Here is a 14,522-nt window from a genome sequence, read left to right as displayed (position 1 = left end):
CGCCTAGAACCTATCTGATTCACTATTCCAATAGTGAGGTTCGTCATCTGTCGACTTCTCAAGTAATTCGTTTGCTTTTGCGACCATGTACTTCGGTTGCGCAATCACAATGTCTTCTGGGACACGTTGCCCATTCGCGATATAAGTCACGGGTAGTGCGTTTTGAACCACAACACTTAGAAACTCACCTAAACTCAGTGACTCATCTAGCTTAGTCATGATGCAGCCTGACAACGGAATCCGCTTGAAGTGATCAATGGTCTCTTGCAACACTTTACGCTGTGCCGTTGCTGGCAGAACCAAATAACTATGAATCACTTCACCCGTTTCTTGCATCAATGTGTCTAACTGTTCAGAGAGGCGTACATCACGCTGCCCCATTCCGGCAGTATCGACAAGAATTAGACGACGATTTCGTAACTGATAAATTACATCGGCTAACTCGTTGGAATCTTTAGCGACTTTTACAGGACACCCCATAATTCGGCCATAAATAGCAAGTTGCTCATGCGCACCGATTCGGTATGTGTCTGTGGAAACCAGCGCGACATTTTCGCTGCCATACTCCATCGCAGCGCGAGCGGCTAATTTCGCTATTGTTGTTGTCTTACCTACCCCTGTAGGGCCAAGTAGTGCAACCACACCACCTCGTTTGAGGATATCTTTTTGCGAGACAGGCACTTGGTCTGCAACTAATCCAAGCAACGCTTTCCACGCCTTGGTCGGTGCCGTGTCTTCAGGAATGTAACAAGCTAATTGGTCAGCTAGGTCCGACGAGACGCCCATACGCTCTAAGCGCTTAATAAGCATGGCACGAAGCGGCTCTCTACGCTCTACTTCTTGCCACATTAGGCCAGACACTTGGTGTTCGAGTAGACGACGAATGGACGTCATCTCTTCTTTCATCTCTTCAAGATCTTCGCTAGGCACCGCGGCTTCATTTGCACGTGAACGCTCATAACGTGTAGGGTCGAGCTTTGCAGAAGGACGCTCCAATCGGCGATCTTCTGCAATAAGGCGCGCCAAAGGTGAATCTTCTTTCACTTGAACGTTTTCACGCCCATCTTGTCGTGTATTCGACTGACGATTGAGCAATGCTGCTAAAGAGTCTGCATTGGTCTCTTCCTCAGGCTCATTGACCTCACCGCCGCCATATTGCTTGAACATATTGGCAAAGCGTTTCGTCATCGAGCGATCATTACCTGACTGCGCACCAAGGCTGACTTTGTCTTCCGCCAATGCTCGGTTAGGCTGAGATGCCGGCTTTTTCGCTGGCATAGGGCGATTGTTGCTGTGTCGAGGGTTCGAGCTGTAGTTATTCGCCACAGACTTAGCGTTCGAACCATCACCGTCAACGGCGGCCACAATCTCTACGCCTCCTGCCACTTTTTTGTTAGACATGATCACTGCATCATCACCAAGCTCTCCTTTCACTTGGAGCAGTGCCGTGCGCATATCTTTGGCAAAAAATCGTTTAATCTTCAAAGTAAGTACCGTTTATCAACATATTGAAGCTAGTTCCCCACCGCTTGAACAATACGAATTTGTTTCTCGTCAGGAATTTCTTGGTAAGAGAGTACTCTTAACGAAGGAATAGTGTTCTTAACAAATTTAGCCAATGTTGAACGAAGCACACCTGATGTGAGTAATACAGCAGGTTCTCCTTTCAGTTCTTGTTCTTGTGTTGCTTGGCTTAAAGATGTTTGCAGTCGTTCTGCCAATCCTGGCTCAATTCCCGCCGACTCCCCACCGGAAGCCTGCATTGTTTGATGCAATATTTGTTCCAGCTCAGGAATCAGGGTGATAACCGGCAACTCCGGCTCTATCCCATTGATTTCCTGTACAATTAGTCGCTTCAGAGAAATCCGAACTGCAGCGGTTAAAATGTCAGGTTCTTGACTCTTACTTGAGTATTCGGACAAGGTTTGAACAATCGTTCGAATATCTCGAATAGGAACCGCTTCGTTGAGTAAGTTCTGTAGGACCTTAACCACCACACCAAGTTGTAACTGATCAGGGACAAAACTCTCCACCAATTTCGGCGTACTGCGACCCAACATTTCAAGTAAGTTTTGCACCTCTTCATGACCAATGAGCTGCGAAGCATTGTTAGTCAGCAGTTGGCTGAGGTGCGTTGCAAGAACCGTAGAGGAATCAACTACAGTGTAGCCTAGTGCTTGAGCATGCTCTCGTTGCTCTTCACGAATCCAGACCGCCTCTAGTCCAAATGCAGGATCAATCGTCGGCTCTCCTTCAATCATTCCATACACTTGACCTGGGTTAATAGCGAGCTCCATATCAGGTCTGATTTCAGCCTCACCCACCGCGACGCCCATCAAAGTGATTCGATAGCTGTTAGGCGTCAGTTCCAAGTTGTCTCTTATGTGGACTGCAGGAATAAGAAAGCCAAAGTCTTGCGAAAGCTTTTTACGTACCCCTTTGACTCGTTCTAGCAACTCGCCACCTTGAGCCTGATCCACCAAAGGAATCAGTCGATAGCCCACTTCCAAACCGACAATATCAACGGGCTGAACGTCATCCCAAGAAAGTTCTTTTGGTGTTGATGATTCTGGTTCCGTAGTAGCTGGTAGATTGGGTTTTTCGGCTTCTTCTTTCTGCTTACGTGCAATCCAATACGCGGAACCACCCGCTATTGCTGCGAGCAAAAGGAAAGCAAAGTGAGGCATGCCTGGCACAATACCCATCACAAACAAAATAGACGCGGTGATCATCAAGGCTTTAGGATTATCAAATAACTGGAAGACGACCTGCTGGCCCATGTCTTCGTCAGTGTTCTGGCGCGTCACCATGATAGCTGCGCCAATAGAAAGGAGTAATGATGGAATTTGTGCAACTAGGCCGTCACCAATGGTCAGTAACGTATAGATTTCTATTGCTTCGCCAAAACCTAGACCATTTTGAGCCATACCAATCGATAGACCACCGATGATGTTGATAAACAGGATTAAGATACCCGCAATCGCATCCCCTTTTACGAACTTAGAGGCACCGTCCATTGAGCCGTAAAAGTCGGCTTCTTTGGTGACTTCCTGACGGCGAGTTCGTGCTTGGTCTTGGTCAATGAGGCCAGCATTCAAGTCAGCATCAATCGCCATTTGTTTACCCGGTAAGGCATCTAAGGTGAAACGAGCACTTACCTCAGAAATACGTCCCGCACCTTTAGTAACAACCATAAAGTTAATGATCATCAAGATGATAAACACGACTAGACCAACCGCATAGTTACCGCCGATAACAACACTACCGAAGGCTTCGATAACGTTACCCGCAGCGCCTGCGCCCTCATGGCCATGGAGTAGTACCACACGTGTTGAAGCAACGTTCAACGCCAAACGTAATAGAGTCGCAATCAGTAGGACTGTCGGGAAAGCCGCAAAATCAAGTGGTCGACGTGTATAAACCGTAACAAGTAACACCACCATCGCCAGCGCAATGTTGAAGGTGAAAAACAGATCGAGCAAAAGCGCAGGGATTGGCAAGATAACCATTGCCAATGTCGCCAACACCATGACCGGCGCACCAATAGCTGGCATCGCTCGCTGAGGAATTGGTGGCAGTTTATCCGCAAACGGTAAAGAGAACTTCATAGTTGGGTAGCTACAATAAATATTCGGTAAAAGAACAGTTTGGCTTACCTATGCAATATCCAGTCCATCAATACGTCAAATTAATGGCTAGAGCCAATGAAAGTGCTAGAGCAAAGCCTTTGGTCTAGAAGGTAAGTGTTCGCTTTCATCCCAGTTAAAGGTAGGACAAAAGCGAAGAGAAGGTAAATTATGGATGAAGGTTAAAGCGCACTTCACCTTGCAGCGTTTCTAGTGAGTATTCGATGCAAATCAGTCCAGAAGTTGGGAACATTGGCGGAGCCATATCGGTGACAAATTCAGAGGTTAGATAACCGACAAGGGGCAAATGAGAGACAATTAATACGCTTTCATAGTTATGAACATCCACCAGCGCCGAGACATAATCTGCTACCTGTTCTGAATCACCATAGGGTGTAATATCATCGCAAGTTTCAACTTGTGAGGAAGAAAAGTGAGCAGAGATTTCTTGCCATGTTTGCTGAGCACGGATGTAAGGACTTACTAACACTTTATCAAACTGAGCAAAGCCTTTTTCTGCGCAGGCTTTCGCAACAGTCACAGAGGCGCTTCGTCCATGGGGAGTGAGTTCTCTGTCTGCATCGCTGGCAGCAAAATGTTCCGCTTCACCGTGACGCATAATAAAAATTTTCATGGCTTCTTCCTAATACAGCTCCCGCTTAATTGACCAGAGCGGGCTATCGTTATTTTTATCTCAGTGACTTCACTGACTGAGTGGCCTTAGCCAAATACAATGTTTAAGCTATAATTATATCAACTTTCACTGGAAAGACTTCGACTTTCTTAACACTCTTTAAAGCTAGACTTCGCTTGCAAAGTCTCTATTTTGCTCATATTTCTCAAACAGATAGTTTGCAGTCAGCCATATCCGAGTCATAATTACTTTATTATCAAGCGCTCTCAAATTGACTGGAGACGGCATCGTGCACATAAGCCCTAATGATACCAACCAATACCGTTACTTAACGCTTTCTAACGGTGTTCGCGTTTTGTTGATCCATGACGACACCGCGCAAAAGTCAGCCGCAGCCTTAGCGGTCAACGTCGGCCATTTTGACGACCCGAATGAGAGAGAAGGTCTTGCACACTACTTAGAGCACATGCTGTTTTTAGGTACGGAGAAGTACCCTAAGGTTGGTGAGTTTCAGAGCTTTATTAACCAACATGGTGGCAGCAACAACGCGTGGACAGGCACCGAACATACGTGCTTTTTCTTTGACGTGTCTCCAAATGCATTTGAGCCCAGCTTAGATCGATTTAGCCAGTTCTTTACTGCACCACTTTTTAACCCTGAAGCCTTAGATAAAGAGCGTCAAGCCGTTGAGTCTGAATACAAAATGAAACTCAATGACGATTCAAGACGCCTTTATCAAGTCCATAAAGAACTGATCAACCCAACGCACCCATTTAGCAAGTTTTCCGTCGGCAACCTTGAAACATTAGGCGATCGTGACGGCCACTCTATTCGCGACGAAATCGTTGATTTTCATTTTAACCAATACTCTTCTGATTTAATGACTCTTGCGGTCACAGGGCCGCAAACACTGGACGAGTTAGAAGCTTGGTGCCACGAAAAGTTTTCGGCTGTCCCTAACCATTCGCTTGCCCATAAAGCGATTGACATTCCCTACTGCGAAAAAGAACACACTGCGATTCAAATTCATGTTGAGCCTGTCAAAGAAATCCGAAAACTGATCCTCTCTTTTCCAATGCCAGGCATGGACGAGCACTACCAGTCTAAACCTTTGTCTTACTTTGCTCATTTGCTGGGCTATGAAGGCGATGGCAGTTTAATGCTCGCGTTGAAAGACCAAGGTTGGATCACCTCCCTGTCTGCCGGAGGGGGGACAAGTGGCAGCAACTACCGTGAGTTCACTGTAAGCTGCGCACTGACACCGCTTGGTCTTGAACACACTGATGACATTACTCAGGCTGTGTTCCATTATTTAGATTTGATCAAACAGCAAGGGTTTGACGAGTGGCGTTACCTAGAAAAGCAAGCCGTTTTGGAGTCTGCTTTCCGCTTTCAAGAACCGACTCGCCCGCTGGATCTTGTGAGTCACCTCGTCGTTAATATGCAGCATTACCAAGCTGAAGATATTGTCTATGGCGACTTCATGATGACTCAATATGATGAGCCTTTGTTGCGTAAACTTATGGATTACATGGTTCCAAGTAATCTAAGAGCGACACTGATCGCTCATGGTTACAAGTACGACAAAACAGCAAAGTGGTATTTCACTCCTTATTCTGTCTCTCCTCTTAGCCAGCAACAAATGGAACACTTTCTTGCCCCGTGTGAGCTAGCGTTTGCATTGCCTGAGAAGAACCCGTTTATCTGCTATGACCTCGATCCAAAGGAAGCCGAGACAGAACAAGCAAACCCAGAAGTCTTGGAAGAATTAGCGGGGTTTAAGCTTTGGCACCTACAAGATGAAGAGTTTCGAGTTCCGAAAGGCGTGGTGTACGTAGCGATCGACAGCCCTCATGCTGTCGCCAATCCACGTAATATTGTTAAAACTCGTCTCTGTGTTGAGATGTTCCTTGATAGCCTAGCCGCTGAGACTTACCAAGCTGAGATCGCCGGTATGGGCTACAACATGTATGCGCATCAAGGTGGCGTCACATTAACCGTATCAGGCTTTAGCCAAAAGCAACCCGAGCTTATGAAACTCATTCTCGCTCGTTTTGCTAAGCGAGACTTCAGTGAACAACGATTTGAGACCATTAAACAGCAGTTGCTGCGCAATTGGCGAAATTCAGCTCAAGATCGTCCTATATCGCAACTTTTCAATGCACTGACAGGGATCTTACAGCCAAACAATCCGCCTTACTCTGTATTACTAGAAGCACTCGAAACCATTGACGTTGATGAACTGGCTACCTTTGTCGATGCGATATTGGCAGAACTTCACGTTGAAATGTTTGTGTATGGCGATTGGACAAAGTCGGAAGCTCTTGCGTTGGGTAACACCTTAAAAGATGCGCTACGCGTTCAAAATCAACAGTATGAAGAGTCATTGAGGCCACTGGTCATGCTGGGTGAAAATGGCTCGTTCCAAAGAGAAGTGCTGTGCGATCAAGAGGATTCGGCTGTGGTTCTCTATTACCAATGTGAAGATACTAGCCCACGAAGCATTGCTCTCTACTCATTAGCAAATCACTTAATGTCAGCGACCTTCTTCCATGAGATTCGCACCAAACAGCAGCTGGGTTATATGGTCGGCACTGGCAATCTACCGCTCAACCGCCATCCCGGTATTGCGCTCTATGTGCAATCACCGAATGCCGCACCCGTGGATTTGATTCAATCCATTGATGAGTTTCTGAATGCCTTTTATCTTGTGCTGCTCGAGCTCAATGAGTATCAATGGCATAGCAGTAAGCGGGGGTTATGGAATCAAATTGCGACACCAGACACCACTTTGAGAGGCCGGGCTCAACGATTGTGGGTCGCGATCGGTAACAAGGATTTAGGATTTAATCAGAAGGAAGTGGTACTCGAAGAGCTTAAGAAGCTGACACGTACCGATATGATCCGCTTCATCGTTAACGAATTGAAACCAAGAACCGCCAACCGACTCATTATGCACACACAAGGCAATGCGCACCATGAGTCGGATAAGCTCAACTTAGGTCAGGAAATTGGCTCCATTGAAGAGTTCCAACTTCGACCTAAAGATGTAGAGCTAGGCTGATTGCTCTGAGGCAACAATCTGTTTCAGTGAATGGGGGTGGAGCTTAATGCACACCCCTTTATATTTGAACGCCACTGTTGGGTTGTTCAGCCTTTCCCCTTCCCCTTTCGGGCTGGATAATTTCACTTTCACGCCTTTTTCTGCAAGTTCACCCCAATGCTCAGCCAGTGTCGGGAAATGCCCTTTCAGATCTTCCAAGTAGGCATCTGCCGTGTCGGCGTTTGACGGCACAACAAACTCAACGTGTTCCCAGCTTTGCTCTGGGTAAAGCTTGCCTTCTGCTGGATACGGCAGCTCTAAGCATTCAATACTCCAATGCTGCCACTGTAACGGCTGGTCAAATGCAACAACAATAATCGGTCTGCCGTTGATCTGAGCATTTGAAATTACTTGCCCTTGTTTTTGCCACTCATGATGAGCCAGTTTCGCCAGTTCCGTATCATTAATGCGCAGCGCAATATGGTCGGCTTGGAAAGGGCTAAGATCAATGTGCAAAATCTCGCTTAAAGATTGAATTTTATGCATAAAACCATCAAGTTTAGCGGTGAGTTGCGAAGGCATTAACTCAGCATTAATCAGCTGTTGTGACATTTTTCATAATCCAAAATGTTGATTTTTCCTCAATACTAACAAGATCGTCAGGAAAAGTAGAAAATTTCGCAGTTCACTCCCTATAAGCCGAGCGATAAAGTTGTTATTATGTGCGCCAAATTTATGAACTAGATCGAGATATGCATTCACTCCACCCAGTGGATATTATTCAGCCTTTGAACCGTCAGACGCTGAAGAACCTGAATGCATAGCTAACCAATTCCCAGAATTGAAGGAAGCGCGTGTGAATATCCAAGCACTTATTAACGACAAAGTATCTCAGGCTCTTGAAGCCGCTGGCGCACCTGCAGGTAGTCCTGCTGCCGTTCGCCAATCTGCAAAACCTCAGTTTGGTGATTACCAAGCAAACGGTGTAATGGGCGTAGCAAAAAAACTAGGTACGAACCCACGCGAATTTGCACAGAAAGTATTGGATGTTCTGGACCTAGAAGGTATCGCGAGCAAAACTGAAATCGCTGGCCCTGGCTTCATCAACATCTTCCTAAGCGAAGAGTTCCTAGCGAAACAAGCAGAAGCGGCACTGGCTGATTCTCGTCTTGGTGTTGCTGCTGACGAACAGAAAACAATCGTTGCTGACTACTCTGCACCAAACGTTGCAAAAGAAATGCACGTTGGCCACCTACGTTCAACTATCATCGGTGATGCGGTTGTTCGTACTCTTGAGTTCTTGGGCCACAAGGTTATTCGTGCTAACCACATTGGTGACTGGGGTACTCAGTTCGGCATGCTTATCGCTAACCTTGAGCGCGTTCAGCAAGAGTCTGGCGAAGTCTCAATGGAGCTTTCTGACTTAGAAGCGTTCTACCGTGAATCGAAAAAGCTTTACGATGAAGACGAAGAATTCGCAGTAAAAGCACGTGGCTACGTGGTTAAGCTACAAAGCGGTGATGAGTTCTGTGCAGAAATGTGGAAGAAGCTTGTTGACGTAACAATGATCCAAAACCAGCGTAACTACGATCGCCTAAACGTATCACTGACTCGTGATGACGTAATGGGTGAGAGTAAGTACAACGACATGCTTCCTGGCATTGTTGCAGACCTAAAAGCACAAGGTCTGGCTCAAGAAGATGATGGCGCACAAGTTGTCTTCCTTGATGAGTACAAAAACAAAGATGGCGACCCAATGGGCGTTATCATCCAGAAGCGTGACGGTGGTTTCCTGTACACAACAACGGATATCGCATGTGCGAAGTACCGTTACGAGCAACTAGGCGCTGACCGTGTTCTTTACTTCATCGACTCTCGTCAGCACCAGCACCTAATGCAAGCTTGGACGATCGTTCGTAAAGCCGGTTACATCCCTGAATCAGTGTCTCTTGAGCACCACGCATTCGGCATGATGCTAGGTAAAGATGGTAAGCCATTTAAGACTCGTGCAGGTGGTACGGTTCGTCTTGCGGATCTTTTAGATGAAGCAGAAGAGCGCGCAGCGAAGCTGATTGAATCTAAGAACCCATCGCTTGAAGCTGATGAGAAAGCGAAGATTTCGAATACAGTAGCAATGGCTGCGGTGAAATACGCAGACCTGTCTAAGCACCGTACGACTGACTACGTGTTCGATTGGGACAACATGCTTGCATTTGAAGGCAACACAGCACCTTACATGCAGTACGCATACACACGTGTGGCTTCGATTTTCGCAAAAGCAGGTATCTCAATGGATAACCTAGCAGGCGAAATCAAAGTAACCGAAGAAAAAGAAAAAGCCCTGATCGCTAAGCTGATGCAGTTTGAAGAAGCAGTGCAATCTGTCGCTCGTGAAGGTCAACCACACATCATGTGTAGCTACCTATTCGAACTAGCTGGTCAGTTCTCTAGCTTCTACGAAGCGTGCCCAATCCTAAACACTGAAGATGAATCAGTGAAACAGAGCCGTTTGAAACTTGCTGCGCTAACAGCGAAGACGATCAAACAAGGTCTGTCTCTACTGGGTATCGAAACTCTAGAGCGTATGTAATTAAGCATCATGCTTTAAGGTAATAAGAAAGGTTGACGTGAAAGCGTCAACCTTTTGTTTTATCTGGCGTATACTGACTTCAATCCATTCAAATCGGACAATAATAATGAGCTTTGAACTTCACCCTCAATTAGCGAAAGACACCACGATTATTGGTCACTTTCCTCTATGTATTGCGCTGCTTCATAAAGATAACGCGGTGCCTTGGGTCATCCTAGTCCCTAAGCGAGCGAATCTTAAAGAACTTCACCACCTTCCAATGCAAGAGCAACAGCAATTTTTACATGAGTCACAAGCGGTTAGCCAAGCATTAGAAGCGACATTTCAGCCGAACAAACTGAACCTAGGTGCGCTAGGGAACATGGTTCCTCAGCTGCATATTCACCATATCGCTCGCTTTGAAGATGATGTTGCTTGGCCAGGGCCTGTATGGGGTAATACCAAAGGTGAGTTCCGTTCAGAAGAAGAGCAAACTGAAATTCAAACTCGTATTGGTAATGTCCTGTCACTAAGCAAACTGTTTACCCGAGCTTGATCCATCCCTAATTCGGCTGCTTAATGTGGCCGATTACCTGCATTTTTGTAATAGTCTTTCTTAAACAGGCAGGATTATCACAACTAGTGGTGTTCTATATACTCTCCTCATCAACTTAAGGAGAGCCACATGAGTAAAAAAGCCTTTCACTATTTCCGCTTCATCAGTTGGATTGCCATCATCTGTTCTATGGTAGGTTCAGCTTTACTGTTTATTATTGGTGCAAGCAAAACCTATACGGCAATAGAAGTGTTTTTGTTAGGTGCTGTTCCAAGTGCAGAACTTCAACATTTAGACAGCGCCGATATTGCCATTAGCTATATCGTCAAATCACTGGATACCTTTCTTGTCGCTTTGGTCCTGTTCATTTTTGCTCATGGTATCTACACACTCTTTATTAAAAGTGACAACAGCCCACAAGCCGAGAATCAACCGCTTAGCTGGATTAAAACGCCCAATATTGGCCACCTAAAGAACAAGTTGACCGAAGTCATTATCGTGATTCTGTTTGTGAAATTCTTAGAGCTAGTTTTGATTAACTTTAACCAACTTAGCTGGGAAATTTTACTCCTACCTGCGTCTATTCTTCTTCTGAGTTTGGGTGTTAAGCTATTGGCACTTGGTCAACACAACGAGTAAGGGATCCAAACCCCTCATGTTTCTCTTAGTACAAAAATGCCGCTCTTTTCAAGAGCGGCATTTGTATTTGTATTGAGACCAAAGATTACATCGTGACGGTCATCGCCAAGGCATTACTTTCTACCTTGCTATAACGAACACGCGTAACATGCTGAGCTGAATTGGTGTCAACCAAGCGAGATATTACCCCTTTCTTGATCCATACCGACAACATTGCATCTACCCCATCTTCACTAAGATGGAAACGCTGCGCCAACTCTTTGCGTGATGCGCTACCTTGCTGTTCAATATGACTTTTCAACTCAGCCAAAATCATGCTACTTGCGCCTCTAATACTTGGTTTTGTTTTATGCCCGCCGCTTTCAATAGACGATAAGTCATCGCGCTAACGCCAAGAATTACCGCAATCCAAACTGAACTCGTCATAGGATGAGCTGCAAAGTGTGTCACTTGGTAATACAGCGTTGCACTTCCGTAAGCCAAACCCATCGTCCAGACAGCGATAAAGCGTGCGTACTTCTGGCCAAACTCGCGCACGTAAGCGCCCATTGCAGCAACACAAGGCGTATAAAGCAGAATAAAGATTAAGTATGAGAATGCGGCATTACTCGATACAAAGTGTCCTTTTAGATTGCCAAAGATCGACGCATCCACTTCTTGCTCTTCTGCTACGGCAGCATTGTCGGACAAGTCACCCACTTCAATACCTAATGGATCAGAGTAGCTCAGACCAGCCAGATTATCAGGAATCGACATCACCGCTTCCTCTAGGCTCGCCATTAGGTCAAATTCGCTCTCTTCCGAATCAGCGGGAGCATATAGACTGTTTAACGTACCCACAACCGCTTCTTTAGCAAAAATACCAGTGATGATACCAACGGTTGCTGGCCAGTTGTCTTCTTCCACTCCCATAGGCGCAAAGATTGGCGTCACTACTTGAGACGCTTTCGAGAGCACTGAGCTTTCGCTGTCTTCGTTACCAAATGACCCATCGGTACCCACAGAGTTTAGGAAGCTTAGAATCGTCACCACAACCACAATCGTCTTACCTGCGCCCAATACAAAGCGTTTTAGCTTTTGCCATGTTTTGATCACGACATTACGCATCGTTGGCAATTCGTAGTCTGGCATTTCCATCACTAAGCTATCGCTAGAGCCAGGGTAAAGGGTTTTCTTCAAAACCAAACCGGTAAATACCGCCGCAACGATACCTAATAGGTATAACGCAAATACAACGTTTTGGCCGTTTTGAGGAAAGAATGCTGCCGCGAAGAGTGCGTAAACTGGAAGTCGCGCGCCGCAAGACATAAACGGAGCCATCGAAGCGGCCAATTTACGTTCACGTTCTTGATCTAGCGTACGTGTCGCCATGATAGAAGGGACATTACAACCAAAACCTAATACCAGTGGCACGAAGGCTTTGCCCGGCAAGCCGATTTTTTGCATAACCTTATCAAGCACAAATGCAGCGCGAGACATATAGCCAGAGCTTTCAAGCACAGCCAAGAACAGGTACAAGCAAGCAATGACAGGGATGAAGGTGGCGACCGTTTGAATACCACCACCGACGCCATCGGCAATCAGCGTTACTAACCAAATCGGTAAATGGTCATCAAGCAGGTAATGCCCACCATCCACCAATAAAGCACCTACACCAATATCAAAAAAGTCGATAAACGCACTACCGACGTTGATTGAGAACATAAACATCAAGTACATCACAACAAAGAAGAATGGCACACCCACCCATTTATTTAAGATCACTTGGTCAACTTTCTCAGTAAAGCTATGACTCAGCTTACCTTCGGTACGGCGTACTTTTTTACATTGGTCATGCAAGAATGTGTATTTCACATCCGCTACCAGCAAATCAATGTCTAAGTCGATGCGCTGTTGGTGCGATCTGACTGTTTCTCGATCTTTCTCACTGAGTGAATTAAGGACCAACAAGTCATTCTCAAGAGCACGAATCGCCAAAGCGCGCTGTGAAACTTCGCCTGTTTCTGCAAAGACTGATTCAAGTTGATTTAGCGCGCCTTCAAATTCTTCGCCGTAATCAAGGCAGATTTCATTCAGTGCAACACCTTGAACCAAGGCTTTATGCAACTTTTCTTTAAATGCATGAACTTGCGATTTATTGTTCGCTGATATCGCAAACACAGGGCAGCCCAAAACGGTTTCTAACGCCTTTATATCAATCGTTTGGCGTTCACGTTTCAGTGCATCCATCTTATTGAGAACAACCACCATTGGTCGCCCTAATTCTCGCAGTTGAAGGGTCATATACAAGCTGCGTTCTAAACAAGTAGCATCAACCACGTTGATGATTAAATCGGCAGGATGAGTCAGTACAGCACGAGAGGCAATTGACTCGTCAATACTGTTGCCGTCATTGCCACTGTCTAATGCATAGATACCCGGTAAGTCGGTTAATAAAAAGTCATCGCTAGAATGTGTGTATTTACCGGTTTTCTTTTCGACAGTCACCCCTGCCCAGTTACCGACTTGCTGCTTCGCACCGGTCAGACCATTAAATAATGTCGTTTTACCACTGTTAGGGTTACCAACAGTTAAGATTTTGTATTCCATTACTTAACCTCCACTTGAATCGCATCGGCAATATTGACACGGACCGCGAGAGAAACCCCACGAACCTCAACTTGCAGAGGATCCCCCATCGGGGCTTTACGGATCAGAGTGACAGGAGTGTTAGGGAGCAACCCCATTACCATCAGTTTTTTTCGAATATCGTTAGACAATTCTGTAAAGCTAGTAATGGTTGCTTTTTGCCCTTGTTGTAATTGTGACAGTTTCATAGACAGGCCAAAACATTAAATGAGAAATATTTGTATTAACGCTTACAATACTATCCTCGATAGATGTAACAAATCTTGTCTGAAATCAATCTTTGCAGAAAACTAACAGTGAAAAACGTAAAAACCAACAACGTCAATTACGTTAATTTAATTAAAAACCACTTTATAAAACAGCATGGCAACAGAGATAAGAACAACAAAAACAAACAAATACCCTTTAAAAACAAAAACTTAAAAACCTGTCGCTTTTCTTATGTCTAACTGGCGTTAATTTTATAAGTAAAATAAGTCGGCTTGGTTATAGTTAATCACGTCAACGAGGAACTCCCTTGAAGATATTGAATTCCAGAGGTGACGCAGCAGCGTCACTCCGGCAGCAAGCGAAGGTGTCATTGGCACCCGTGGTATAGTCCCCCCGGCTATACCACGATATTTTTTTTCTTTCTCCTCTACCTCCAGCACTCAGCACTCAGCACTCAGCACTCAGCACTCAGCACTCAGCACTCAGCACTCAGCACTCAGCACTCAGCACTCAGCACTCAGCACTCAGCACTCAGCACTCAAGATTGTAAAGAAATAGACTAAACGGCTGTCAACACCTATAAACATACTCTGGCGACTTGTGAATGTGCTATTGGC

11 protein-coding genes are annotated in these 14,522 nt (G+C 45.6%); 4 read left to right on the top strand and 7 right to left on the bottom strand.

The window, feature by feature from the left end; all coding sequences use genetic code 11:
- Window positions 1-3: 3 nt before the first annotated feature.
- The 3 genes from flhF to sixA all read right to left on the bottom strand — a co-directional run bounded on the left by flhF (window position 4) and on the right by sixA (window position 4,260).
- A complete protein-coding gene (flhF, locus tag EJ063_RS06085) occupies window positions 4-1,485 on the bottom strand; it encodes a flagellar biosynthesis GTPase FlhF (protein WP_126573146.1) in 1,482 nt (493 codons plus the stop codon).
- A gap of 29 nt (window positions 1,486-1,514) precedes the next feature.
- Window positions 1,515-3,608, bottom strand: a complete 2,094-nt coding sequence (flhA, locus tag EJ063_RS06080) for a flagellar biosynthesis protein FlhA (RefSeq protein WP_126573145.1) — start codon at window positions 3,606-3,608, stop codon at window positions 1,515-1,517.
- Window positions 3,609-3,795: 187 nt separating this feature from the next.
- Window positions 3,796-4,260, bottom strand: a complete 465-nt coding sequence (gene sixA, locus EJ063_RS06075; RefSeq protein WP_126573144.1) for a phosphohistidine phosphatase SixA — start codon at window positions 4,258-4,260, stop codon at window positions 3,796-3,798.
- Between the two features lie 289 nt (window positions 4,261-4,549).
- Between sixA and EJ063_RS06070 the strand changes: the two genes are divergently transcribed.
- The gene (locus EJ063_RS06070; protein WP_126573143.1) at window positions 4,550-7,324 is read left to right on the top strand and encodes an insulinase family protein; all 2,775 of its coding nucleotides are present in this window, start codon (window positions 4,550-4,552) and stop codon (window positions 7,322-7,324) included.
- Here EJ063_RS06070 and EJ063_RS06065 read toward each other — a convergent pair.
- The gene (locus EJ063_RS06065) at window positions 7,316-7,915 is read right to left on the bottom strand and encodes a VOC family protein (protein ID WP_126573142.1); all 600 of its coding nucleotides are present in this window, start codon (window positions 7,913-7,915) and stop codon (window positions 7,316-7,318) included. The genes EJ063_RS06070 and EJ063_RS06065 overlap by 9 nt on opposite strands.
- 244 nt (window positions 7,916-8,159) lie before the next feature.
- Here EJ063_RS06065 and argS point away from each other — a divergent pair, with 244 nt between their 5' ends.
- The 3 genes from argS (at window position 8,160) to EJ063_RS06050 (ending at window position 11,067) form a co-directional block, all read left to right on the top strand.
- Entirely contained in the window at window positions 8,160-9,893 is a 1,734-nt protein-coding gene (argS, locus tag EJ063_RS06060; RefSeq protein WP_126573141.1) for an arginine--tRNA ligase, read from the top strand.
- A gap of 106 nt (window positions 9,894-9,999) precedes the next feature.
- Entirely contained in the window at window positions 10,000-10,428 is a 429-nt protein-coding gene (locus tag EJ063_RS06055) for an HIT domain-containing protein (protein WP_126573140.1), read from the top strand.
- Window positions 10,429-10,557: 129 nt separating this feature from the next.
- Window positions 10,558-11,067: a YqhA family protein gene (locus tag EJ063_RS06050; protein WP_126573139.1), complete on the top strand. Its 510-nt coding sequence runs from the start codon at window positions 10,558-10,560 to the stop codon at window positions 11,065-11,067.
- Between the two features lie 85 nt (window positions 11,068-11,152).
- Here EJ063_RS06050 and EJ063_RS06045 read toward each other — a convergent pair whose 3' ends face one another.
- Genes EJ063_RS06045 through EJ063_RS06035 form a run of 3 tightly spaced genes read right to left on the bottom strand, consistent with a single transcriptional unit; the run spans window position 11,153 to window position 13,883 of the window.
- Window positions 11,153-11,383: a FeoC-like transcriptional regulator gene (locus EJ063_RS06045; RefSeq protein ID WP_126573138.1), complete on the bottom strand. Its 231-nt coding sequence runs from the start codon at window positions 11,381-11,383 to the stop codon at window positions 11,153-11,155.
- Window positions 11,380-13,656, bottom strand: coding sequence for a Fe(2+) transporter permease subunit FeoB (feoB, locus tag EJ063_RS06040; RefSeq protein WP_126573137.1), 2,277 nt, complete (start codon window positions 13,654-13,656; stop codon window positions 11,380-11,382). Before feoB ends, EJ063_RS06045 begins: the two co-directional genes overlap by 4 nt.
- Window positions 13,656-13,883 (bottom strand): FeoA family protein, encoded by a 228-nt coding sequence (locus EJ063_RS06035; RefSeq protein WP_126573136.1) that lies wholly within the window; start codon window positions 13,881-13,883, stop codon window positions 13,656-13,658. The genes feoB and EJ063_RS06035 overlap by 1 nt, the downstream gene beginning before the upstream one ends.
- Window positions 13,884-14,522: the final 639 nt, after the last annotated feature.

This window comes from Vibrio aquaticus, from assembly GCF_003970385.1.
Lineage (GTDB): Bacteria > Pseudomonadota > Gammaproteobacteria > Enterobacterales > Vibrionaceae > Vibrio > Vibrio aquaticus.
This window is presented reverse-complemented; position numbering and strand designations above follow the sequence as displayed.

What these genes read in the sequence shown, in the direction of transcription:
- EJ063_RS06065 (WP_126573142.1), bottom strand. Translation starts at nt 7,915, where the DNA reads ATGTCACAACAGCTGATTAATGCTGAGTTAATGCCTTCGCAACTCACC.
- EJ063_RS06050 (WP_126573139.1), top strand. Translation starts at nt 10,558, where the DNA reads ATGAGTAAAAAAGCCTTTCACTATTTCCGCTTCATCAGTTGGATTGCC.
- sixA (WP_126573144.1), bottom strand. Translation starts at nt 4,260, where the DNA reads ATGAAAATTTTTATTATGCGTCACGGTGAAGCGGAACATTTTGCTGCC.
- feoB (WP_126573137.1), bottom strand. Translation starts at nt 13,656, where the DNA reads ATGGAATACAAAATCTTAACTGTTGGTAACCCTAACAGTGGTAAAACG.
- EJ063_RS06045 (WP_126573138.1), bottom strand. Translation starts at nt 11,383, where the DNA reads ATGATTTTGGCTGAGTTGAAAAGTCATATTGAACAGCAAGGTAGCGCA.
- EJ063_RS06055 (WP_126573140.1), top strand. Translation starts at nt 10,000, where the DNA reads ATGAGCTTTGAACTTCACCCTCAATTAGCGAAAGACACCACGATTATT.
- flhA (WP_126573145.1), bottom strand. Translation starts at nt 3,608, where the DNA reads ATGAAGTTCTCTTTACCGTTTGCGGATAAACTGCCACCAATTCCTCAG.
- EJ063_RS06035 (WP_126573136.1), bottom strand. Translation starts at nt 13,883, where the DNA reads ATGAAACTGTCACAATTACAACAAGGGCAAAAAGCAACCATTACTAGC.